This is a genomic window from Glycomyces artemisiae, from assembly GCF_003002955.1.
Taxonomy (GTDB): Bacteria; Actinomycetota; Actinomycetes; order Mycobacteriales; family Micromonosporaceae; genus Glycomyces; species Glycomyces artemisiae.
The window spans coordinates 48,275-70,526 of the sequence record NZ_PVTJ01000007.1; the positions used below are offsets into that span (position 1 = coordinate 48,275).

Below are 22,252 nucleotides of genomic sequence, written 5' to 3' on the forward strand. Positions count from 1 at the left end.
GCACGCCCCACCTCATCGAGCCGCATCAGGCGATGCGGAAGGTCGCGTCGGCGCGGCCGGTCGCATCGCTGATCGGGTCGAGCTTCAGCAGGTAGTCGTAGTGGCGGAGGTACCGGTCGGGGTAGCCGCGGTCGACGGGCAGTACTCCCTGACCTGGGACTTCGGCGAGGGCCGCGGCATCGCGCTCGACCGCAAGGACTTCCTCGCCCGCCAAGACGACCAGGGCATGTGGCGCATGGTCGACCAGGTGATCGAAGGCTCGAACGACCTCCAGAACTGGACGACGCTGACCGACCCGACCGACCTGACCCAGTACACGCGCGGCTCGCGGATCCTCTGCCCGCGCGAAGTGGCCGCGGTCCGCGAGGCCCGAGAGGAGGCCGGCGCCGACGAGGCCGCGCTCGCCCGACGGCTCATCCGCGCCTGGGACCTCCTGGACCCGCTGGTGACCGAGAAGCCCGCGACCCTCGACCCGGCCTGGGTCGCCGCGAGCACCGCGACCGCCGACGGAGCGACCAGCGCTGCTGCCAACGGCTGGCGCATGTTCGACGGGAACACCGGCACCTGGACTGACACGACCACGAAGTCGTGCACGAACACCGTGCTGCCGACCGACGGAACCGCGTTCACCATCGTCGGCATCAGGTACTTCCCGCGGGACAACGCGATCTCGCGCTTGACCGGCCTGGCCATCGACGGCTCGAACGACAGCGGCGCGACCTGGACGAAGTTCGCGAGCACGGGGACCCCGGTGCGCGGCTGGAACACCGTCAGCCTGACTGAGCCCGTCTCGTTCGACGCGCTGCGCATCAGCGGCGGCAACGGCTACTGCAACGTCGCCGAGCTCCAATTCATCGTCCAAGCCATCGACAAATCCGGCTCGCTGTCCACTTGGTCGACACTCCCGCGCTCTCTGAGACCGGCTGGACCGCCGACACCTGGGCCGCGCTGCTCTCCGCCCGCGACGCAGCGACCGCAGTCAACGACGACAACGGCGCCACCCAGGAGGAGGTGGACGCCGCCGCTGACGATCTCGGCGAAGCGATCACCGGTCTGACGACCGCGTAACCTCTCGAAACCAAGAGCCCCAAGCTTGTGTTTGGGGCCCTTGGTCCTGAAGGACTCGGGCAGCATCGGCTCTCGAGACATCGATGACGCGGCCACGGTCCACCCGGCCCATTTACATGCGCGAGAGGAGAACTCGCTGAGAATGTCGTCGCTGTTCTCTGCGCCCTCGCACACCACAAAAGGCCTCACTCGAACCTAGGACAAACCCAACAACACCCATGACATTCGCGAATCCGACTTGCCGGTAGTCACCAGGAACTACTCGATCGTGCCCGGCCGCCCGAAATTATCGCCCGGTAGCTCCACTACATCACGGACGCATACGAAAACACCGGGAACATCAATGATGTTCCCGGTGTCCGTCTGTCGGGCTGACAGGACTTGAACCTGCGACCCCTTGACCCCCAGTCAAGTGCGCTACCAAGCTGCGCCACAGCCCGTTTTGCCGCGTTGCCGCGGCGGTGACAACTTTAGCTTATGGGGTCGGGGGCCTCTGAGGCGAGGTCCCCCGTGTGAGGCGGGCTATTTGCGCTTGTCTTTTTTGCGGGATTCGCGTGGTTTGACCACGAGTTCGATGGGCGTGCCCGGGAAGCCGAAGTCCTCTCGGAGCTTGCGGGTGATGAACTTGAGGTACTGCTTCTCGAACGGCGCGTTCGTGAAGAGGATGAAGCGCGGCGGCTCCGCGGCGGCCTGGGTCGCGTAGATGACCTTCGGGGCCTTGCCCGAGCGGGTCGGGTGCGGGGTGGCCGCCTGGAGGGTGCTGATCCACTGGTTCAGCTCGCCGGTGGTGATGCGCTGGCCCCAGCCTTCGAGGGCGACGCGGAGTGATCGGGCGATCTTCTCCACGGCGCGGCCCGTCAGCGCCGAGACGTTCACCCGCGGGGCCCAGCTCACCTGGCCCAGCTCCCGGTCGATCTCCTTTTCGAGGTAGTAGCGGCGGTCCTCGTCCACCAGGTCCCATTTGTTGAACGCCAGGACCAGGGCTCGGCCGCTCTCCACTACCTGCGTGAGGACCCTCTGGTCCTGCTCGCTGATCGGTTCAGACGCGTCCAGGAGCACCAGGGCCACCTCGGCGGCCTCTACAGCCGCTTCGGTGCGCAGGGCCGCGTAGTACTCCGTCCCCGACGCGAACTTCACGCGCTTGCGCAGGCCCGCGGTGTCGACCAGGATCCAGTCCTCGCCGTCGATCTCGACGACGGAGTCGACCGGGTCGACCGTGGTGCCGGCGACGTTGTCGACGACGGCGCGGTCCTCGCCGGCGATGCGGTTCAGGAGGCTGGACTTGCCGACGTTGGGGCGGCCGACCAGGGCGATGCGGCGGGGGCCGCGCTCCTTGAGCTTGCCGGTGGGCTCCTCGGGGAACGCCCAGATGATCTTGTCGAGCAGGTCGCCGGAGTTGCGGCCGTGGAGGGCCGAGATCGGGAACGGCTCGCCGAGGCCGAGGCTCCAGAGGTCGTGGACCTCCGCTTCCTGGCGCTCGGAGTCGGCCTTGTTCGCGACGAGGATGACCGGCTTGCGGGTCGAGCGGAGGATGCGGACCGCGGCCTCGTCGGCGTCGGTGGGGCCGACGCGGGAGTCGACCACGAAGACGATGACGTCGGCGGTGCGCATCGCGAGCTCGGCCTGGAAGGCGATGGCCTTCGCCATGCCGTCCGCGTCGGGGTCCCAGCCGCCCGTGTCGACCAGGCTGAACTGCTTCCCGGACCACTCGGCGTCGTACGCGATGCGGTCGCGGGTCACGCCCGGCTCGTCCTGGACGACCGCGGCGCGGCGGCCCAGGATGCGGTTGACCAGGGTCGACTTGCCCACGTTGGGGCGGCCGACCACGGCCACCGTCGGGACCGGGCCGCGGTCCTGCGAGGTTTCGGCGAGGTCGTCCTCGTCGAACTCGAAGTCGTCGTCGGCCCAGGTCGGTTCGTCACTCATCGATGTCCCTGTTGTTCAGCAAGGCCAGGATCTTGGCCACTACCTCCACGATCGGCAGCGCCGTGGAGTCGATCACCACGGCCCCCGCGGGGGCCTCCAGGGGCTTGGTGGTCTTCGAGTCGGCGGTGTCGCGCCGCTGGAGGTCCTTCGCGGTCGCGGTCGCGTCGGCGCCGTTCTCGGCGGCGCGGCGCTTGGCGCGCTCGACGGGGTCCGCGGTGAGGTAGACCTTGACGTCGGCGTCGGGGGCGACCACCTCGACGATGTCGCGGCCCTCGACCACGATGCCGCGCTTGGCGTTCGCGATGATGCGGCGCTGCTCGTCGATGAGGAACTTCCGCACCGTCTTGTTGCCCGCGACCGCCGAGACGGCCTTGGTGACCTCGTCGGAGCGGATCGCCTGGTCGGCGTCCTCCCCGTCCACGCGCGTGAACGGGTCCTCGGGCGCGGTGCCGAACTCCAGCTTGGCGTTCTTCACCGTCTTGGTGACCTGCGCGGTCTGGGAGGGGTCGACGCCGGCCTTGAGGACGGCGAGGGTCGCCGCCCGGTACATCGAACCGGTGTCGAGGTACGCCGCTTCGATCGCGGTCGCGAGGGTCTTGGACACCGTCGACTTCCCGGCCCCGGACGGGCCGTCGATAGCGACGACCGGTCCGCTCTTCTGCTCAGGCACTGTCGGCTCCGTTCTTCATGTGCAAACCCCGCAAACCTACATCATGCCGGGTCAGGCGAGCTGGGGTGGCGAACGGGGCCGGTCCACAGTCTATGCGCGGACGGCCTAGCGTTCGACGACGCGCGCCCCCAGCGGCCACAGCGCGAGCGGGATCATCTTCCAGTTGGCCACGGCCAGCGGGATGCCGATGATCGTGATCGCCTGGAGGAACCCGGTCACCAGGTGGGCGAGCGCGAGCTCCCACCCGAACAGGATGAGCCACAGGATGTTCGCCACCAGCGTGAGGCACCCGGCCTGCGGGTCGTAGACCACGGTGCGCCCGAACGGCCACAGCACGTACCCGGCGAGCCGCATGTTCGCGATCCCGAACGGGATGGTCACGATGAAGATGCAGAACACCAGGCCCGCAACGAAGTAGCCGATCGCGAGCCACAGCCCGGCGAGCACGAACCAGATGATGTTCAGTATCGTCTTCATGATGAGACCCTAACCGGGCCTTGCCCATCCCGTCGCTACAGCAGGCTGTACAAGGCTAGAGCCCGACCTCGCGGAACAGCTCCCCCACCTCGTTGGGGGTGAGCCGCCGCAGCGTCCCCGGCTTCAGGTTCCGCAACTGGATCGGGCCGATCTCCGTGCGCACGAGACGCGAGACGTGGTGCCCGACCTCGTCCATGAGGCGCCTCACAATGTGCTTGCGGCCCTCGTGCATGGTGATCTCGATCAACGACTGCCCGGCGTGCTCGTCGATGATCTTCAGCTTCTCGGCCTTCGCGAGCCCGTCCTCCAGCTCGACGCCCTTGAGCAGCCGGTTCCAGGTGGGCCGGTCCATGATCCCGTTGACCTGCGCCCGGTAGACCTTCGGCAGGCCGTGCGAGGGGTGCATGATCCGGTTCGCGAGCTCCCCGTCGTTGGTGAGCAGCATCAGGCCCTCGGAGTCGGTGTCCAGGCGCCCCACGTGGAACACCCGGTGGTCCAGGCCCTGCGCGAAGTTCGCGAGCGAGGGGCGGCCCTCGTCGTCCTCCATGGTCGAGACGATCCCGCGCGGCTTGTTGATCGCGTAGTAGACCTTGTCGACGTCGGTCACGACGCGCTTGCCGGAGACGTGGATGACGTCCTTGGCGGGGTCCACGCGCTGGCCGAGTCGGGCGGGCTCGCCGTTGACCTTCACCTTGCCGCGGGAGATCAGCTCCTCGGCGGCGCGGCGGGAGGCGATCCCGGCCTGCGACAGGACCTTTTGCAGGCGTACGCCCTCTGCGTCAGCGTTGTTCATCTTCCTCGATATCCGTCACGTCGTCGGGCAGGAACGGGGCCAGCTCGGGGAGCTGGTCGACCGAGTCCAGCCCGATCTTCTCCAAGAACAGGGTGGTGGTGCGGTAGAGCGTCGCCGTCGAGTCCGGGTCGGTCCCGCACTCCTCGACCAGGCCGCGCGCCAGCAGCGTGCGGATGACCCCGTCGCAGTTGACCCCCCGGATGGCCGAGATGCGGCCGCGGGTGACCGGCTGCCGGTAGGCGACCACGGCGAGCGTCTCCAGCGCCGCCTTGGTGAGGCGGGCGGAGGCGCCGTCGGTCACGAACCGCTCCACGTAGCGGGCGTAGTCGGCCCGGGTGTAGAAGCGCCAGCCGCCGGCTTGGCGACGCAGATCGAATCCGCGTCCGTCACCAGTGTATTCGGCGCTGAGCCGTCCGAGCGTCTCGCGCACCTGTGAGCGCGGTCGCTCCAGGACCGAGGAGAGGAACTCCTCGGAGAGCGGCTCCTCGGCGATCATGAGGATCGCCTCCAGGACCGCGCCCAGGTCGACGTCCTCGGGGACGGGGCTGGGGGCCGCGGCCTCGGGTTCGGGCTCGTCGTCGGCTTCGGGCTCGGGCTGGGCCGGGACGGCGGCCAGCGCGGCCGCGTACTCGTCGACGTCGCCGACCGGCTCGTCGGCGGGCGTGTCGGCGCGCAGCGGCGCCGCCTCCTGGCGCGCGCTGGGCATGCGCCAGGAGGCCAGGCCCTCTTCCAGGTCTTCGGTTCGCTCGCTCATTCGCGCGTGTCCTCCCCCGTGGGTGCGTCCGCGGACGCGGTTTCGGCCTCTGCGGGCGTGCCCGCGTACTCGTCGACCTCGATCTCGGTGTTGCCGGTGCCGCCGAGCCAGCGGACGGTCAGCTCGCCGAGGGCCTGCATCTGCTCGAAGCCGACCAGGGCCTCGCGGTAGAGCTCCAGGAGCGCGAGGAACCGGGCGACGACTTCGAGGTGGGTCTCGCAGTCGGAGGTGAGGGCCCGGAAGGTCGCGGTCTGGACGCGCTGGAGGCGGCGGGAGAGGATGACGGCGTGCTCGCGCACGGAGACGCGCTGGACGTGGATGTGGCCGGTGCCGACGGTGGGGGGCGGCTTGGGCTTCATGGCCTTCCCGGCGAGGGCGGCGAGGGCGTCGGGGGTGAGGTCGAGGACGAGTTCGGGCAGGAGGCCCTTGAAGCGGTCTTCGAGGCCGACGTTGCGGGGGACGCGGGTGGCGGCGCCCTCGGCGAGCTCGGAGAGGGCCCCGGCGGCCTCTTTGTAGGCCTTGTACTGGAGGAGGCGGGCGAAGAGGAGGTCGCGGGCTTCGAGGAGGGCGAGGTCCTCTTCGTCGTCGACGACGGTGCCGGGCAGGAGTCGCGCGGTCTTGAGGTCGAGGAGGGTGGCGGCGACGAGGAGGAACTCGGAGGTCTCTTCGAGGTTCCAGGCCTCGTCGAGTCCGGTGACGTAGGCGATGAACTCGGAGGCGACCTCGTGGAGGGCGATCTCGGTGACGTCGAGCTTGTGCTTGCCGATGAGCTGGAGCAGCAGGTCGAAGGGGCCCTCGAAGTTGACGAGGCGGACGCGGAAGCCGGTCTCGGCCTCGTCCGGTTCGCCCTCCCGCTGGGTCGGGAGCTGGGGCAGCTGCTGGTCGCTCACGCACGCAAGCTTAGACGGGCCCCGCGCGCGCATCGGGGTGAACTCTGGGTTTCTTGTGGTGGAACGCGTTCGGGTGTCTATTTGGCAGTGCTGTTATTTGTCCGTAGCGGCGATGAGTTCGCGGGCCAGCTGGCGGTAGGCGCGGGCGCCGGAGGAGGCCGGGGCCCACGTGGTGATCGGCTCGCCCGCGACGGTGGTCTCGGGGAAGCGCACGGTGCGGGTGATGACCGTGGAGAACACCTTGTCGCCGAAGGCTTCCACGACGCGCTGGAGCACCTGGCGGGAGTGCGTGGTGCGCGAGTCGTACATGGTGGCGAGGATGCCGTCGAGTTCGAGGTCGTAGTTGAGGCGCTCGCGGACCTTGTCGACGGTGTCGAGGAGGAGGGCCACGCCGCGGAGGGAGAAGAATTCGCACTCCAGGGGGACGAGGACCGAGTGGGCGGCGGTGAGCGCGTTGATCGTCAAGAGCCCCAGGGACGGCTGGCAGTCGATGAGGACGTAGTCGAAGTCGGGGATGATCGGGCGCAGGACGCGGGCGAGGGTCTGCTCGCGGGCGACCTCGTTGACGAGCTGGATCTCGGCGGCGGAGAGGTCGATGTTGGCGGGGAGGAGGCGCAGCCCGGCGACGTTGGTCTTGACCATGACGTCGTCGATGTCGACGTCCTCCTGCATGAGGAGGTTGTAGACCGTCAGGTCGAGGGTGTGGGGGTTGGTGCCGAAGCCGACCGAGAGCGCGCCCTGCGGGTCGAAGTCGACGAGGAGGACCTTGCGGCCGTACTCGGCAAGGGCCGCACCGAGGTTGATGGTCGTGGTGGTCTTGCCGACCCCGCCCTTCTGGTTGGCCATGGCGATGACGCGGGCCGGTCCGTGGCGCTCCAGCGGCTGCGGCTGCGGGATGTCGCGCTTGCCGGTGTACGTCTCGGGGTCGGGCGAGGACAGGTCCCCGTCGCCGTCAGTGGGAGGCACCTGCGCGGCCCCGCGCAGGGCGGCCCACTTGTCGTTGCTGTCCACACTGCTCATTTCCGCCTCCGGGTGCGAGTCGGCACCGGGTGCCGGGCGTCTCACCATTGCCTGTCATAGCGACTGTACGTCAGTGTATCGAGGCTGTCGACGGCTTGCGAGACTCCGAGGCACCCGGTGTGGGATCGCTTGCTCCCGGCTGGGACGCGAGGGTCCTGTGTGTCCTCAGTTCTCGGCGAGGACCTGCGCGATCGGCATGAGCGGCAGGTGGTGCGTGGTCGCGACGGGCTCGTTGACGACCTGCCCGGCGTAGGTGTTGAGGCCGCCGGCGAGGGCCGCGTCGGTGCGGAGGGCCTCGGCCCAGCCGTGGTTGGCGAGCTTCATGACGTACGGGAGCGTCGCGTTCGTGAGCGCGTACGTGGAGGTGTTCGGAACGGCGCCGGGCATGTTGGCGACGCAGTAGAACAGCTTGCCGCCGTAGGTGAACGTGGGGTCGTCGTGGGTGGTGGCCTTCGAGTGGGCGAAGCAGCCGCCCTGGTCGATGGCGATGTCGACGAGGACCGCGCCGTCCTTCATCTCGGCGAGCACGTCGTCGTCGACGACGGTGGGGGCCTTGGCGCCCGGGACGAGGACGGCGCCGATGACGAGGTCGGCCTCGCGGCAGGCGCGCTTGATCTCGAAGCGGTTGGACACGATGGTGCGCAGGCGGCCCTGGTAGAGGTCGTCGGCGGCGTGGAGCTTGTCGATGTTGAGGTCGAGGAGCTCGACATCGGCCCGCATGCCGACGGCGACGGCGGCGGCGTTCATGCCGGAGACGCCCGCGCCGATGATGACCACGCGCGCGGGCGGGGTCCCGGGGACGCCGCCCATGAGGGTGCCGCGGCCGCCCTCGGGGCGCTGGAGGTGGTAGGCCCCGGCCTGGACGGCGAGGCGGCCCGCGACCTCGCTCATGGGCGCGAGGAGCGGCAGGCGGCCGTCGCGGGTCTGCACGGTCTCGTAGGCGATGCCGGTGACGTGCCGCTCCAGGAGCGCGTCGGTGCACTCGGCGGAGGCGGCGAGGTGGAGGTAGGTGAAGAGGGTCTGGCCGGGGGCCATGCGGTGGAACTCGTCGTGGATCGGTTCCTTGACCTTGAGCACGAGATCGCCTGCGCCCCAGGTGGAGTCGGCGTCCGGGCAGATGACGGCCCCGGCGGCGCGGTAGTCGTCGTCGGTGATGGCCGAGCCGAGACCGGCGCCGGTCTCGACGCTGACGTGGTGTCCGGCGGCGACGAGCTCGTGGACCCCGGCGGGGGTCAGCGCGACGCGGTACTCGTTGTTCTTGATCTCGCGGGGGACGGCGACTTTCACTCTGCGGGTTCCTTCCGAAGCGTTGTGCCAGTTCGGGGCCGGTCGGCGTCCCGCACGGGCAGTCTAAGACGCGCAGTGCCCGGAGACCGGCATTCCTTCTGGGTCAGCGGTTCGGACGGCGTCGTCGCGGTGATCGTAAGTCGGCCCGTCGCACGATCGCGCGACGGGCCGGTGGTTTTCGATAACACAGCAGCGTGCGCTTCAGCGTCGTTCGAGGTGGAGGCGGGCGAGGTTGAGCGCGAGCGCGCACACGCCGTTGCGGATCTCGCCGTTCACGACCGCGTCGAGGGCCTTGTCGAGGTCCCACCAGACGAGCTCGATCGCGGCCTCCTCGTCGGTGCGCTCGTGCCGGTCGGCCTCGGGCACGGGGGTGAGGCCGGTGGCGAGGAAGTAGTGGATGAGCTCGTTCGAGATGCCCGGGGTGGTGTAGAACTCGCCGAGCTTGACGAGGTCGGCGGCGGCGAGGTCGACCTCTTCGGCGAGCTCGCGGCGGGCGGTCACGGCCGGGTCCTCGCCCTCGACGTCGCGCAGGCCCGCGGGGAACTCCCACAGGCGCTCCTTGGGCGGGACCCGGTACTGGCGGATGAGGCCGACCCGGCCGGACTCGTCGAGCGGCACGGTGACGACCGCGCCGCAGTGGTCGAGGAACTCGCGGCGCGCGCTGGTGCCGCCCGGCATCGCGACGGTCTCGGCGGTCAGGTCGTAGCACCAGCCGCGGTGGACGATGTCGCTGTCGAGGACTCGGTATTCATGCACGGGAGCCACCCTAGCCCGGCTCTGTTACGCCCCGCCGCTCTCAAGCGTGAGGCGGGCGAGGATCTGCTCGACGACCTCGCGCTTGGGCAGCGGGGCGCCCGCGAGCGCGGAGAGGAACAGGCCGTCGCCGACCAGGCGCACGATCTCGGCGGTGACGGGGTCGGCGACCTGCTCGTGGATGAGGTCGCGCCAGCCGTTGAAGATGAACAGGACGTCGGCGCGGGCCTCCTCCGAGAGCTCGCCGGTGCCGCGCAGGGCCGTGAGCAGGGCCCAGAGCCCGGCCGCGGACTCCTCGGACTCGACCCAGGAGACCTCCAGGAAGCTCGCGACCACGCCGGTCTCGCGGGCGCGGGCGATGTTCGCCTCCTCCTGGAGGCGGTGGCGGCGGGCCAGGCCGTCGTACAGGTCGGACTTGGACTTGAAGTGGTAGAGCAGGCCGCCCTTGGAGACGCCGGCCTCGGCGGCGACCTTCTCCAGGGTCACGCCGGAGGCGCCTTCCTCGACGAGGATGCGCTGGAGCGCGTTGAGAATCCGGTCACGCGTGCTCGGTTCGTCCTTGGTCATGGGCCCTCCCGCTTGCTACTATACCGTCTGGACGGTACAGCGATATTCCCTGAACCGTCGATTCGATCACAAGCTTCGCCGAAGCGCCCCAGGTGTCCACCTGCGGGCCGCCCGTTCCGCGGCGGCCCTCGGCCCGCGAACTGACCCTGAGGAGGAGACACCATGACGACGACCCTGCCGCAGCACGCGGGCCCCCGCCCGCGCTTCACCGCGAAGCAGGGGTGGGCGCTGGCCGTGCTGGTGCTCCCCGTGCTGCTCATCTCCATCGACATGACCGTGCTCGGCTTCGCCGTGCCGTTCCTGTCCGAGGACCTCGAACCGTCCTCCTCGCAGCTGCTGTGGATCGTGGACGTCTACGGGTTCACGCTCGCCGGCCTCCTGGTCACCATGGGGACGCTCGGCGACCGCGTCGGCCGCCGCAGGCTGCTCGTCATCGGCTCGGCCGCGTTCGCCGCCGCGAGCGTCATCGCCGCGTACGCGACCTCCGCGGAGATGCTCATCGCCGCCCGCGCGTTCCTGGGCCTGGCGGGCGCGACGCTCATGCCGACCACGCTCGCGCTCATGCGGAACCTCTTCGAGGACGGCCGCCAGCGCAAGTTCGCCATCGCGATCTGGGCCTCCGGGTTCTCCGCGGGCTCGGCCGCCGGGCCGATCATCGGCGGCTGGCTGCTGGAGCACTTCTGGTGGGGCTCGGTGTTCCTCATGGCCGCGCCGGTGTCGATCGCCGTGGTCGTGGCCGCGCCGTTCCTGCTGCCGGAGTCGAAGGACCCGAACCCGGGCCGCATCGACCTCCTCAGCGTCGCGATGTCGTTCCTGGCGATGTTCCCGTTCGTGTACGGGGTCAAGACGATCGCCGAGCACGGCGTGGAGTGGACGGCGGCCCTCGCGATCGCCTTCGGCATCGCCATGGCGGTGCTGTTCGTGCGGCGCCAGCGCCGCCTGGAGCACCCGCTGCTGGACCTGAACCTGTTCGGCATCAGGCGCTTCAGCGCCTCGCTCGCCACGAACTTCACGATCGTGTTCGCGATGATCTCGTCGCTGTTCCTGCTCACGCAGTACCTGCAGCTGGTGCTCGGCTACTCCCCCATGGAGGCGGGGCTGCTGCTCCTGCCGGGCATGGGCGTCTCGGTGGTCGCCGGGCTCGTCGCGGTGCGGCTGTCGGAGCGGATCGGCATGGTCCGCACGATCGTCGGCGGCCTGGTGCTGGTGGTCGCGGGCTTCGCCGCGATGTCGCTCATCGGCGTGGATCAGGGCGCAGGCGTCGTCGCGGTCGCGTTCGCGCTCATCGGCGCCGGATCGGGCCTGGCGCAGACGGTCACGAACGACGCGGTCCTGGCGGCCGCCCCGGCCGACCGGGCCGGCTCGGCCTCCGCGATCTCGGAGACCGCGTACGAGCTGGGCGGCGCGATGGGCGTCGCACTGCTGGGATCCCTCGCCACCGGGATATACCGGAGCGAACTCGGGAACGCGCCCGCCGCGGCCGCCGAGACGCTCGGCGAGGCCGTCCACGCGGCCGCCGCGCTTCCGGCGGAGGCCGGGGACGCCCTGCTCGCCGCGGCCCGCACCGCGTTCACGCACGGCCTCCAGACGGTCGCGCTCATCGCCGCGGGCCTGGTCGTGGTCGCCACGGTCATGGTCGGCCGGACCTTGCGCACGAAGCAGCCGTAAGGCGCACGGAAAGGGCGGGCTCCGGGAGCCCGCCCTTTCGCCGTCCCCTCCTCAAGGGAGCCGACGCGGGGGATTCCCCTCGCGCTCAACTGGGGGAACGTGGTACGTTTCCGATCGGCCCTCGCCCAGGGCCTCCCCCTCAATCCCCTTGACGGTCCACAGCGGATCGCCCCCTCGAAAGGACCCAGCGTGAACTGGTACCTTGCCGTGCTCAAGAACTACGTCGGTTTCTCCGGCCGCGCCGGCCGCCGCGAGTTCTGGATGTTCTACCTGATCAACGCGATCATCCTGATCGCCCTGTCCCTGCTGTTCTCCCTCACCCGGGAGCCCCTGCTCTACATCCCGTTCTTCCTCTACCTCGTCGCCGTGCTCCTGCCCACGCTCGCCGCGATCGTGCGCCGACTGCACGACACCGGCCGGTCCGGCTGGTGGTACTTCATCAACTTCGTGCCCGGCGTCGGCAGCATCATCCTGCTCGTGCTGCTCGCGCTGGAGGGCCAGCACGGCTCCAACCAGTACGGCGACGACCCGCGCGACGCGTAACCGACAAGTGAGAAGGGCGGGGCTCCACTCGGAGCCCCGCCCTTTCTGCTTGTGGTGCTTACGCTTCGAGGTCGAGGCGTTCGGCGGCCTGGCGCTTCAGGGCCGCGGCGACCAGGCCCGCGAAGAGCGGGTGCGGGCGGGTCGGGCGGGACTTGAGCTCCGGGTGGGCCTGGGTCGCCACGTAGTACGGGTGCTGCTCGCGGTCGAGCTCGATGAACTCGACGAGGCGCCCGTCGGGCGAGAGGCCCGAGATGACGAACCCGGACTTCGCGAGCTGGTCGCGGTAGGCGTTGTTCACCTCGTAGCGGTGGCGGTGGCGCTCGTTGACCTCGGTGGCGCCGTAGACCTCGGCGACGATCGAGCCCTCGGCGAGGTTCGCCGGGTAGGTGCCCAGGCGCATCGTGCCGCCCATGTCGCCGCGGCCCGCGACGATCTCGGTCTGGTCGGCCATCGTGGAGATGACCAGGTGCTCGGCCTCGCGGTCGAACTCCTCGGAGTCGGCGCCGACGAGCCCGGCGATCTCGCGCAGGCCCTCGATCGCCATGCACTGCAAGCCCAGGCACAGGCCCAGCGTCGGCACCCCGCGGGTGCGCGACCAGGTGAGCGCCTCGATCTTGCCGGGCACGCCGCGGTCGCCGAACCCGCCGGGGATGACCACTGCGTCGACGCCCGCGAGGGCCTTCGCGGTGTCCTCAGGGCTCCCGCACTCGTCGGAGACGACCCAGCGGACGTTGACCTTGGCGCGGTGCGCGAACCCGGCCGCGTGCAGGGCCTCCACGACGGACTTGTACGCGTCGGGCAGCTCCACGTACTTGCCGACGATCGCGACCTCGACGATGGCCTGCGGGTTGTGGACGCGGTCGAGCAGGTCGTCCCACGCGGTCCAGTCGACGTCCTTGAACGGCAGGTCGAGCTTGCGGACCACATACGCGTCCAGGCCCTCCGAGTGGAGGGTCTTGGGGATCTCGTAGATCGACTTCGAGTCGGGCGCCGAGACGACCGCCGCGTCGTCCACGTCGCAGAACCCGGCGATCTTGCCCTTGAGGCCGTCCGGGAGCGGGCGGTCGGAGCGGCACACGATCGCGTCGGGCTGGATGCCGATGCTGCGCAGCTGCGCCACGGAGTGCTGCGTGGGCTTGGTCTTCATCTCCGAGGACGCGGCCAGGTACGGCACCAGCGACACGTGCAGGAAGAAGCAGTTGTCGCGCCCGATGTCGTGGCGGTACTGGCGGATCGCCTCCAGGAACGGCAGCGACTCGATGTCGCCGACCGTGCCGCCGACCTCGGTGATGACGACGTCGGGGACGCGCCCGGTCTCCGGGTCGGGGTCGGCCATCGCCGCGAGGCGGGCCTTGATCTCGTTGGTGATGTGCGGGATCACCTGGACCGTGGCGCCGAGGTAGTCGCCGCGGCGCTCCTTCGCGATGACGTCGGAGTACACCTGGCCGGTGGTGACGTTCGCGTGCTTCGACAGGTTCCGGTCGAGGAACCGCTCGTAGTTGCCGATGTCGAGGTCGGTCTCGCCGCCGTCGTCGGTGACGAAGACCTCGCCGTGCTCGTACGGGTTCATCGTGCCCGGGTCGACGTTGAGGTAGGGGTCGATCTTCTGCATCACCACGTAGAGGCCGCGGGCCGTCAGGAGGTTCCCGAGACTGGCGGCGGTCATGCCCTTGCCGAGGGCGGAGGTGACCCCGCCGGTGACGAAGAGGTGCTTCGTAGTGCGGATCTGACCATTCGCAGCGCTGGCCAAGGCGGACTCCCGTGGTGTTCGTGGCGAACGAGCCGCTTAAGAAAGCAGCCGGTGGATCGCTTCATCCACGGGATTCCACACTAACACTTTCGCCGCTGTTTTCCTCATCGACCCACGAGGGTGCGTCGACGATCATGTCGGAGTACTCGCCGTCCTTGACGTGCGCGCGGGCGAGCACGCGGTGGCTCATGATGACCGCCAAGGGGACCATGACCGCGAGGGCCGAGCCGAGGCTCATGACGCCCTTGCCGAGGAGGAGCCCGGCGATGCCCGATCCGACCACGGCCGCGGAGAACGCGGCGCGCAGCGGCGGGTACAGGCCCCAGGCGCGGCGCAGCCCGCCGCCGGGCCGCAGGAGCACCAGCCAGCAGTAGCCGCCGGCCATGACGGCGAGGAGGCTCATCGGGGAGGTGAAGACCGACACGACGTTCGAGCCGACCCCGGAGGCGATGACGCCGTTGGTGTCGCCGAGGACGTCGCCGAGGAACGCGCCGAGCTCGCCGCGTTCGGCCGCGGGCCGCTGGTAGTCGATCCACGAGAGGCCGAACAGGACCGCGACGCCCGCCAGGCCCGACCACACGAACCGCTGGAACGTGACCCAGCCGCCGGTGGCGAGCGCGGCCGCAAGGCAGGTGCCCACGATGATCGCGACCGCGGCGGGCACGGAGTCGCCGAGGAACCCGGCGGAGACGACGAGGACGCCGAGGCTGCCGATGGCGGCCATGACGGGCGCCTGGTAGCGGCGCGGGAGCCGCCAGGCCGCGGCGGCGGCCAGGAGCCACAGGGAGGCGATGAACATGCCGGTGGCGACCGGGCCGAGCTCGTTCGACGCGGAGTCGGCGACGGTGTAGTCGCCCAGGAGCGTCCCGAGCGGGTCCTCGGTGTGGATGACCATCGCCATGACGGTGACGACGATCCCGAACGCGGACACGGTGACCATGAGGCTCGCGGGCCCGCGGCGGCCGGGGATGAGGATCGCGGCGAACGCGCACACGACGGCGATGCCGAGGGCCGTGAGCGGGCCGACGACACCGGGCCGGTCGGCCGACCACCACTCGAAGAAGTCGGCGAGGATCGCGGCCGCGGTGAACACCGCGCACACGAGCGCCGAGACGATGTTCAGGCGCATGAGCCACAGCGGCGGCGGCTTGACGCCGGGCTGCCCGGCACGGCGCAGCAGGTGCAGCAGCGGCCACGCCACGAACGTCAACGCGAGGAACAGGAACACCTGGAGCCACTGGGTGGCGGGCGCGGCGACCGCGGCCGCGATGAGCCGCACGTCGGTGTCGTCGAAGACCGCCTGGCGGTCGGCGTACGAGAGCGTGTCCTCGGCGGCCCCCGCGGCGGTCCCGGAGACCGAGTCCGGGAGCGGCGCGTCCAGGAGCGTCAGGATCGTCGCGGTGAGGTCGGTCAGGCGCAGGTAGCCGGGGCGCTCCGCCGGCAGGTCGAGGAGCGAGTGGCCGTCGGCGGACCCGAAGTTCGCGACGGTGGCGAGGAGCCGGTTGGGCTCCTCGGTCTGGCTGATGCCGGTGACGATGAGCGCGCTGTCGCCCGAGCGGGCCTCGTCGAGGGCGGCGACGGTCGCGTCGAGCTGGTCGAGCGCGGCGGCCCGCAGCTCCGCGTCGGAGGAGAGGACGCCGCCGTCGACGACGGTGAGCGGGCACTCGTTCAGGAGCGCGGCCAGGTCGCGGCCGGACGGGAGCGCGGAGGCGTACTCGCCGACGCGGCCGACCGAGTTCGCGGTGGCGTAGGCCCCGCCGGGGCCCACTCCCGTGGCGCAGGAGGTCCCGGCGGCGAGCATCCCGACCTCGGCGCCCTGGTCGAGGTCGCGGTTGAGGGCCACGAGGTCGGTCATGTCGCCGACCGTGGTGGCGCCGTCCTCGTCGCTGATCTGCTCGTCGGTCACGGGCCCGCAGTCGGCGGAGTCGCCGTAGTTCCCGGCGACGGCGGGCGCCCCTGCTGAGAGGGTGAGCCAGCCGTCGAGCGTGCACGTGAAGTTGCGGCCCGAGTCGGTGTTCAGCTCGGCCAGCGCGCCGTTCTCGGCGAGCGCGGCGAGGTTCGGGGTGGTCTCGGCGTCGATGTCGGTCCAGGACAGGCCGCCGACGCCGAGGACGATCACCGAGTCGACGGCGTCGGGGATGGCGTCCTCGCGCTCGTCGGGCAGGAGCTGGATGACCGCGAGCGCGGCGAGGAGCACGACGGCGATCCAGACGCCGAGGGGCCCGCGGTGCTCGGACAGGGAGCGGGCGAGGGACTTGCGGACCTTGCGGGCCCGCCGCCCGGCGTCCAGGTTGCGCACCACTGGCTATCTTCCGGTCAGTTCGAGGTAGAGCGCGTCGAGGGCGTCGAGCATCTGGGCCTCGTCGGGCCAGGTGGCGGCGCGCGCGAGGCTCGCTTCGCGGTAGCTGTCCAGCTTGTCCGGGTCGCCGAGGAGGCCGCGCACGGCCTGGTCGAGGGCGTCGACGTCGCCGACCTCGAAGTAGATTCCGGCGTCGCCGACGAGCTCGGGGATGCCGCCGGTGCGGGTGGTGACGAGCGGGACGCCGGCCTGGAGGGTCTCCTGGGCGAACAGCTGCCGGGCCTCCCACTGGCTGGTGACCAGGGAGAGGTCGGCGTCGGCGAGGAGGTCGCCGACGTCGGTGCGGTGGCCGAGGAGGCGCACGTCGGCGCCCGAAGCGTCGATGAGGCCTTGGAGGCGGTCGCGCTCGGGGCCGTCCCCGGCGATGACGACGACGGGGGCCGGGTCCAGGGCCTTCCAGCGGGTGGCGGCGGCGATGAGGGTGTCGTAGTCCTTCTGCGGGTGCAGGCGGCCCACGGATAGGAGCATGGGGCGGTCGCCGATGCCGAGTTCGGCGCGGACAGCGCCGGGCTCGCCGCTGGCGTTCTTCGGCGGGGCGGCGACGGGTGCGAGGCGGGCGTCCTTGGCGCCCAGGGCGACCAGGTGCTCGTGGAGGTCGGAGGAGGCGGCGAGGGCGACGTCGACGCCGCGCGCGAGGCGCCCCTCGATCGCGTCGGAGACGCGGCGCTTGACTCCGGAGGTGATGAGCTGGTTGTGCCAGGTGGTGACGAGCGCGGCGCCCGCGGGGCGGGCGGCGAGCGCGGTGATCCCGGCGGTGAGGCCGTGGGCGTGGACGACGTCGACGCCGCGTCCGGTGATGCCGCGCAGCGCGTTCCGGGCCGACCACCAGGCGAGCGGCAGCTCCGGGGAGGGCTTCGCGGTGATGGGCGCGGGCGCGAAGCGGGCGCCTCGCGCGCGGAAGCCGAAGCGCTCCTCGGTCTCGGGCGGGCCGACCACCAGGACGGCGTCGCCGCGCTCCACGAATCCCTCGGCGACCGAGGCGACGTGGGTGCCGATGCCGCCGGTCGAGGGGCCGAGCACCAAGGCGATACGGCGGTGGCTCACTGGTCTGCTCCGTCTTCGTCGGGTTGCTGTGCTTCGTCTTCCGCTGACGACCGTATTCTGCCAGCGCGCCGCAGGACCGGGCGCACGACACCGGATCCGCCGATGAGCGCCCCGAGGCCGAGGTAGACCACGGCGGTGGCGGCGCCGACGACGACGCCCTGGAAGAGCGCGGTGTAGATCGTGTTCGCGTGACCCCACAGCGCGATGAGCTCGCGCGCGGCGAGCACCGCGGCGACCGCGGCGACGACCGTGGCGAGCGCGGCCCTCGGGATGCCCGCGAGGCTCGCGGCGCCGGTGTGGCGGGCGATGGCGGCGGTGAGGGCGAGGCCGATGACGGTCATGCCGATCGACCAGGCGATGGCGAGCGCCAGCGTGCGGTCTGCGAGGGGCATGGCCTGGGAGAGGACGATGGCGGCGACGGCCCCGGCGGCCCAGCCGATCGAGGTGGCCCCGGCGGCGTACTTGTTGCGGCCCACGGCGTACAGGCCGCGGGAGTAGATCGCGAACATGGAGTAGCCGAAGAGGCCGAAGGCGAGGCCGGTCAGGGTGGCCTGGAGCTGCGTCCGGGTGCTCGCGTCTCCGTCGGAGGAGACGGAGGCGAGGACGGTGCTGATGGGTTCGGCGAGGCCGGCGAGGGCGGCGACGCCGAGGCCGGAGAGGAGCAGGACGGCGCGGCCGGTGTTGGAGAGGCGCCGGTGGTAGCGCTCGTGCTCGCCGAGGGAGTACGCCTCCGCGAGGACGGGGTAGGCGGCGGTGGCGATGGGGACCGCCAGCACGGCCCAGGGCAGCAGGAAGAACGTCTGGGAGACGGTGAAGATCGCGGCGGGGCCGTCCCCGGCCTCGTTGGCGAGGGCCAGGAGCAGGGCCTGGCAGAGCTGCTGCGCGCCGACGGTGATCGCTCCCGCGATGGCGAGCGACTTGAGCCCGGAGGCGACGTGGGACTCCATCCGCCAGGCCGGGCGGATCCTGATGCGCAGGCCGCGGAGCGGGAAGATCAGGCAGCCCGCGAGGACGGCGACGCCCGCGGTGGTGCCGAGGCCGAGGAGGAGGATCTCGCCTTGGCTGATCGTCGCGGCGTTGTCGCCGCGGCCGGAGATGACGCCGTAGACGACGTAGACCCCGGCCATGACGACGCTCGACAGGAGCGGGGCGACCGCGGGCCAGGCGAAGCGGCGGTGGGACTGGAGGATGCCGGTGAGGACGACCGCGACGCCGTAGAGCGGCAGCTGCGGGGCGAAGAGGACGAGGAGTTCGACGCCGACGTCGACGGTCGCCTGCGTGACCTCCTCGCCGGGCATGAGCAGGACGATGATCGGGCGCGCGAACAGCGCCACGAGGACGCCGGCCGGGACGAGGATCGTCAGGGCCCAGGTGAGCAGCGCAGAGGCGATGCGGCTGACCTGCTCGGGCTCGTGCCTGGCGAGGGGGGCGGCCAGGAGGGGAATGACGAGCGCCGCGAGCGCACCGCCCGCGACGAGTTCGAAGATGATGTTGGGGATGGAGTTCGCGGTCTGGTAGGCGGTACCGAGGCTGACCAGGCCGATCGCCCAGGTGAACACCATCGTGCGGCCGAATCCGGCCAGGCGGGAGGCGACGGTGATCGCACCGATGACCGAGGCGGCACGACCGACTTCGCGTCGGGTCTCGGTCAAGACTTCGTCCGACCCAGCTCGTCCAGCTCGCGCAGTACGGGCGTCTCGGCGATGACCTTCGTGAACGAGACCTTCTCGGAGGCGGCGATGAGGGCGGCGACCCCGGCGAGGGCGACGTGGCGGCCGACCATGCCGGTGCGGGCGACGTAGGCGAGGCCCAGGAGCGCGCCGAGGGCGTTGGCGCCGCCGTCGCCGAGCATGGTCTTGCCTTCGAGGTCCTCGGACATCGCGGCGCCGGCCGCGGCCGAGACGGCGAGCGCGGTGTTGGCGCCGCCCGCGGCGGTCGCGCGGCGGGACTTGGCCCCCGGGGGGCGCGAGAGCGGGGCGGAGGCGAGGGTGACGACCTTGAGGGCGCGGCCGGGGCGCAGGTCGAACAGGTTGATGACGTTGGCGGCCCCGGCGATGACGCCGCCGCCGACGCCGACGTTCCAGATGCGGCGCAGGCGGGAGCGGCGGTCGTCGGTGAGCTCGCCGTTCTCAAGGTCGATGAGCGCGGCGGCGGCGAGCCCGGCGCCGGAGATGCCGAGGATCTTGACGAGCCCGGCGGAGACGCGGCCCTTGAGGAGGGCGCCGACGTGGCCCTTGAAGCCCTTCGCCTTCTCCCCCTTGGAGTCGGCGATGTCGTCGTAGAGGCCGACGGCGCCCGCGGTGACGCCCGCGGTGGCGGCGGCCGCGGCGTAGGCCGGGGAGTTCGCGCCCAGGACCGCGCCCGCGGTGGCGCCGATCGTGATGCCGGGGCCTTCGGCCAGGCTCACGATGTCGCCCTTGTGGTTGATCCGTTCCAGGTCGGCGGCCCACTTCGAGCGGCGGATGGCGCCGATCGCGGCGATCGTGCCGCCTGCCGCGACCCCTCCGAGGAACGCCCTACCGACGGTTCGCGTCAACTGGCTCATGGGCGCGATACTAGGCCGCGTCGGGAAGCAGGGCCGAAGCGCCCTCCCCGATGCCGAGGTGGTCCACGGTGCCCGCGTTGACGAATTCGGCGAGCGCGGCGACCGTGGCGATCTGCCCCTGCGTGAAGGCGACGTTGTCGACCGTGGCGACGGTCTCGGCGCTGTCGGTGCGCAGCACGTTGATCGGGTTGCCGTCGCCGGTGGAGGTCATGGCGCCGTAGAGGGTGGGGCCGTCGGCGGCGTACTCGTTGGTGATCGTGACCATGCCGGTGTTGCGCTGGTCGGCGTCGGAGTCGGTGGCCCCGGCGCCGGCGAGGACGATGACGCCGTCGGCGAGGCCGGTCGGGGTGGTCTCGACGGTGAGCATCGACATGTCGGTCAGGGCGGTGGTGACCTTGGTGATGTCGCCGGGGGTGATCTCGACGGCGGTCCCGGCGGCCTTGCCGGTGGTCACGGCGGCGAGGACGTAGCTCATGGCCTGGACGCCGTCGTAGGTGACGGGGGTCTGGACCGTGGCGGGGGTGGTCGTGTCGACGAGGTCGACGAGCTGGTCGGCGTTGTTCGGGTCGAAGAAGTCGTCGAGCACGGAGAGGCGGCCCGAGACCGTGGCGCCCGCGTAGCCGAGCATCTCGACCGTGCCGTCGACGGCGGCGGTGTCGGCGCCGGGCAGGGCCACGACGAGGATGTTCTTCCCGGTGAGCTTCCCGGCGAGGTAGGCGGGGGCGATCTCGGCGGCGAACTCCTGCTCCTCGCCGAGCTGGTCCTCCAGCTCCTGGACCTGGGCGCGCAGCTGCTCGTTGGAGTCGCGCAGGCCCTGGCTGGTGGTCTCCAGCGCCTCCATGGCGGGGCCGTTGAGGGCGGCGGTGCCGAGGATGAGGCCGACGGTGAGGGCGAGGAACACCGCGGTGAGGCTCACCAGGTGGTACCGGAAGTTGATCACGAGAACAGCCTTTGGATCTGGAAGAGCAGCCCGTCCCACCAGTCGGCGATGACGTCCACGAAGGAGCGGCCGACGGTGGAGATGGCGACGGCGGTGGCCATGGCGGCGAGGCCGGAGACGATGAGCAGCAGGAGCGCGGACACCGACATGTCCTGGCGGTACAGGCGCGAGACGCCCTTGGCGTCGACGAGCTTGCCGCCCACGCGCAGGCGCGTGAGGAACGTCGAGGCCATGCCGCCGCGGCCCTTGTCGAGGAACTCGACCATGGTGACGTGGGTGCCGACGGCGCAGATGAGCTCCGCGCCCTTCTCGTCGGCCATGAGCATCGCGATGTCCTCGGAGGTGGCGGCCGCCGGGAACGGGATCGCGGGGACGCCGAGCTTGTCCATGCGCTCCATGCCGGGCGCGCGGCCGTCGGCGTAGGCGTGGACGACGATCTCGGCGCCGCAGCGCAGGGCGTCGTCGGAGACGGAGTCCATGTCGCCGACGATCATGTCGGGCGTGTACCCGGCTTCGAGGAGCGCGTCCGCGCCGCCGTCGACGCCGACGAGCACGGGCTTGAACTCGCGGATGTACGGCCGGAGGACGTCGATGTCCTCCTTGTAGTTGTAGCCGCGGATGACGATGAGCGCGTGGCGGCCGTTGAAGGAGGTCTTCACCTCGGGGACGCCGACGCCGTCGAGGAGGAGGTCCCGCTCGCGCTTGAGGTACTCCATGGTGTTGGCGGCGAACGCCTCCAACTGGATCGACAGGCCCTCTTTCGCGGCCTCCATGTCGGCGGCCACGGTGTCGGCGGTCTGCACGGCGCCCTCGGCGACCAGTTCGGTGCCGAGGTAGACCTTGCCGTCCTCGACGGCGACGGTCTTGCCTTCGCGGACCTTGTCGAAGATCTCGTCGCCGACGCCGTCGATGAGGACGATCCCGGCTTTGACGAGGACCTCGGGGCCGAGGTTCGGGTAGCGGCCGGAGATCGACTTGGCGGCGTTGACGACCACGGCCACGTCGGTCCCGACGAGGGTGTCGGCCGCGACCCGGTCGAGGTCGACGTGGTCGATCACCGCGATGTCGCCGGGTTCGAGGCGACCGCAGAGCCGCTTCGTGCGGCGGTCGAGGCGGGCGGTGCCGACGAGCCGGCCCTCGGAGGGCTCGCCCTCCTGGTTCCGCCCGGGCAAACGCAAGCTAGGTACACGCATCGTGC

Annotated in this window: 20 protein-coding genes, 1 tRNA gene and 1 pseudogene; 3 read left to right on the forward strand and 19 right to left on the reverse strand. The window is 70.9% G+C overall.

Annotation, left to right across the window (positions count from 1 at the left end; genetic code table 11):
* Positions 1-25: 25 nt before the first annotated feature.
* Positions 26-124: pseudogene (locus B0I28_RS28505) on the reverse strand (AbfB domain-containing protein); the annotation flags it as partial.
* On the opposite strand from B0I28_RS28505, the gene B0I28_RS17860 reads away from it, so the two are divergent.
* On the forward strand, positions 101-1,057 hold the full coding sequence (locus B0I28_RS17860; RefSeq protein ID WP_181245837.1) for a hypothetical protein: 957 nt from the start codon (positions 101-103) through the stop codon (positions 1,055-1,057). The pseudogene B0I28_RS28505 and the gene B0I28_RS17860 overlap by 24 nt on opposite strands.
* A 377-nt stretch (positions 1,058-1,434) precedes the next feature.
* Here the strand turns inward: B0I28_RS17860 and B0I28_RS17865 are convergent.
* The 11 genes from B0I28_RS17865 to B0I28_RS17915 all read right to left on the reverse strand — a co-directional run bounded on the left by B0I28_RS17865 (position 1,435) and on the right by B0I28_RS17915 (position 10,205).
* A tRNA-Pro gene (locus B0I28_RS17865) sits at positions 1,435-1,508 on the reverse strand.
* An 82-nt stretch (positions 1,509-1,590) separates the two neighbouring features.
* Positions 1,591-2,994, reverse strand: coding sequence for a ribosome biogenesis GTPase Der (gene der / locus B0I28_RS17870; protein ID WP_106365210.1), 1,404 nt, complete (start codon positions 2,992-2,994; stop codon positions 1,591-1,593).
* Positions 2,987-3,664, reverse strand: a complete 678-nt coding sequence (gene cmk / locus B0I28_RS17875; protein WP_219926843.1) for a (d)CMP kinase — start codon at positions 3,662-3,664, stop codon at positions 2,987-2,989. The genes der and cmk overlap by 8 nt, the downstream gene beginning before the upstream one ends.
* Positions 3,665-3,769: 105 nt before the next feature.
* Entirely contained in the window at positions 3,770-4,141 is a 372-nt protein-coding gene (locus B0I28_RS17880) for a YccF domain-containing protein (protein WP_106365211.1), read from the reverse strand.
* A 55-nt stretch (positions 4,142-4,196) separates the two neighbouring features.
* Positions 4,197-4,934 carry a pseudouridine synthase gene (locus B0I28_RS17885; RefSeq protein WP_106365212.1) on the reverse strand — a complete coding sequence of 246 codons (738 nt, stop codon included), beginning with the start codon at positions 4,932-4,934 and terminating at the stop codon, positions 4,197-4,199.
* Positions 4,921-5,688 (reverse strand): SMC-Scp complex subunit ScpB, encoded by a 768-nt coding sequence (gene scpB, locus B0I28_RS17890; RefSeq protein ID WP_106365213.1) that lies wholly within the window; start codon positions 5,686-5,688, stop codon positions 4,921-4,923. Before scpB ends, B0I28_RS17885 begins: the two co-directional genes overlap by 14 nt.
* Positions 5,685-6,578: a segregation and condensation protein A gene (locus B0I28_RS17895; protein WP_245889024.1), complete on the reverse strand. Its 894-nt coding sequence runs from the start codon at positions 6,576-6,578 to the stop codon at positions 5,685-5,687. Before B0I28_RS17895 ends, scpB begins: the two co-directional genes overlap by 4 nt.
* 93 nt (positions 6,579-6,671) lie before the next feature.
* A complete protein-coding gene (locus B0I28_RS17900; protein ID WP_106365215.1) occupies positions 6,672-7,598 on the reverse strand; it encodes a ParA family protein in 927 nt (308 codons plus the stop codon).
* Between the two features lie 165 nt (positions 7,599-7,763).
* Positions 7,764-8,885, reverse strand: a complete 1,122-nt coding sequence (gene ald, locus B0I28_RS17905; RefSeq protein WP_106365216.1) for an alanine dehydrogenase — start codon at positions 8,883-8,885, stop codon at positions 7,764-7,766.
* 201 nt (positions 8,886-9,086) lie between these two features.
* Complete coding sequence (locus tag B0I28_RS17910) at positions 9,087-9,641, reverse strand: NUDIX domain-containing protein (RefSeq protein ID WP_245889025.1); 555 nt, start codon at positions 9,639-9,641, stop codon at positions 9,087-9,089.
* A gap of 24 nt (positions 9,642-9,665) precedes the next feature.
* The gene (locus B0I28_RS17915) at positions 9,666-10,205 is read right to left on the reverse strand and encodes a TetR/AcrR family transcriptional regulator (protein ID WP_106365217.1); all 540 of its coding nucleotides are present in this window, start codon (positions 10,203-10,205) and stop codon (positions 9,666-9,668) included.
* A gap of 162 nt (positions 10,206-10,367) precedes the next feature.
* Between B0I28_RS17915 and B0I28_RS17920 the strand changes: the two genes are divergently transcribed.
* Together B0I28_RS17920 and B0I28_RS17925 are read left to right on the forward strand one after the other, a co-directional pair.
* Positions 10,368-11,873, forward strand: coding sequence for an MFS transporter (locus tag B0I28_RS17920; RefSeq protein ID WP_106365218.1), 1,506 nt, complete (start codon positions 10,368-10,370; stop codon positions 11,871-11,873).
* A 189-nt stretch (positions 11,874-12,062) separates the two neighbouring features.
* Entirely contained in the window at positions 12,063-12,416 is a 354-nt protein-coding gene (locus B0I28_RS17925; protein ID WP_106365219.1) for a DUF805 domain-containing protein, read from the forward strand.
* 58 nt (positions 12,417-12,474) lie between these two features.
* Here the strand turns inward: B0I28_RS17925 and B0I28_RS17930 are convergent, their stop codons facing one another.
* The 7 genes from B0I28_RS17930 to steA all read right to left on the reverse strand — a co-directional run bounded on the left by B0I28_RS17930 (position 12,475) and on the right by steA (position 22,247).
* Positions 12,475-14,166: a CTP synthase gene (locus tag B0I28_RS17930; protein WP_106365220.1), complete on the reverse strand. Its 1,692-nt coding sequence runs from the start codon at positions 14,164-14,166 to the stop codon at positions 12,475-12,477.
* A gap of 61 nt (positions 14,167-14,227) precedes the next feature.
* Complete coding sequence (locus B0I28_RS17935) at positions 14,228-16,468, reverse strand: hypothetical protein (protein ID WP_106365221.1); 2,241 nt, start codon at positions 16,466-16,468, stop codon at positions 14,228-14,230.
* 3 nt (positions 16,469-16,471) lie between these two features.
* Positions 16,472-17,569: a glycosyltransferase family 4 protein gene (locus tag B0I28_RS17940; RefSeq protein WP_106365222.1), complete on the reverse strand. Its 1,098-nt coding sequence runs from the start codon at positions 17,567-17,569 to the stop codon at positions 16,472-16,474.
* Positions 17,566-19,221, reverse strand: coding sequence for a murein biosynthesis integral membrane protein MurJ (gene murJ / locus B0I28_RS17945; RefSeq protein ID WP_106365223.1), 1,656 nt, complete (start codon positions 19,219-19,221; stop codon positions 17,566-17,568). Before murJ ends, B0I28_RS17940 begins: the two co-directional genes overlap by 4 nt.
* On the reverse strand, positions 19,218-20,114 hold the full coding sequence (locus B0I28_RS17950; protein WP_219926844.1) for a hypothetical protein: 897 nt from the start codon (positions 20,112-20,114) through the stop codon (positions 19,218-19,220). The genes murJ and B0I28_RS17950 overlap by 4 nt, the downstream gene beginning before the upstream one ends.
* A gap of 10 nt (positions 20,115-20,124) precedes the next feature.
* Positions 20,125-21,054 (reverse strand): copper transporter, encoded by a 930-nt coding sequence (locus B0I28_RS17955; RefSeq protein ID WP_181245838.1) that lies wholly within the window; start codon positions 21,052-21,054, stop codon positions 20,125-20,127.
* Positions 21,051-22,247: a putative cytokinetic ring protein SteA gene (gene steA, locus B0I28_RS17960; protein ID WP_106365225.1), complete on the reverse strand. Its 1,197-nt coding sequence runs from the start codon at positions 22,245-22,247 to the stop codon at positions 21,051-21,053. The genes B0I28_RS17955 and steA overlap by 4 nt, the downstream gene beginning before the upstream one ends.
* Between the last annotated feature and the right edge of the window lie 5 nt (positions 22,248-22,252).

Excerpts from the sequence above, each read along its gene's own strand:
- der (WP_106365210.1), bottom strand. The coding sequence starts at position 2,994 with ATGAGTGACGAACCGACCTGGGCCGACGACGACTTCGAGTTCGACGAG.
- B0I28_RS17880 (WP_106365211.1), bottom strand. The coding sequence starts at position 4,141 with ATGAAGACGATACTGAACATCATCTGGTTCGTGCTCGCCGGGCTGTGG.
- B0I28_RS17885 (WP_106365212.1), bottom strand. The coding sequence starts at position 4,934 with ATGAACAACGCTGACGCAGAGGGCGTACGCCTGCAAAAGGTCCTGTCG.
- scpB (WP_106365213.1), bottom strand. The coding sequence starts at position 5,688 with ATGAGCGAGCGAACCGAAGACCTGGAAGAGGGCCTGGCCTCCTGGCGC.
- B0I28_RS17900 (WP_106365215.1), bottom strand. The coding sequence starts at position 7,598 with ATGAGCAGTGTGGACAGCAACGACAAGTGGGCCGCCCTGCGCGGGGCC.
- B0I28_RS17915 (WP_106365217.1), bottom strand. The coding sequence starts at position 10,205 with ATGACCAAGGACGAACCGAGCACGCGTGACCGGATTCTCAACGCGCTC.
- B0I28_RS17920 (WP_106365218.1), top strand. The coding sequence starts at position 10,368 with ATGACGACGACCCTGCCGCAGCACGCGGGCCCCCGCCCGCGCTTCACC.
- B0I28_RS17950 (WP_219926844.1), bottom strand. The coding sequence starts at position 20,114 with ATGAGCCAGTTGACGCGAACCGTCGGTAGGGCGTTCCTCGGAGGGGTC.
- steA (WP_106365225.1), bottom strand. The coding sequence starts at position 22,247 with ATGCGTGTACCTAGCTTGCGTTTGCCCGGGCGGAACCAGGAGGGCGAG.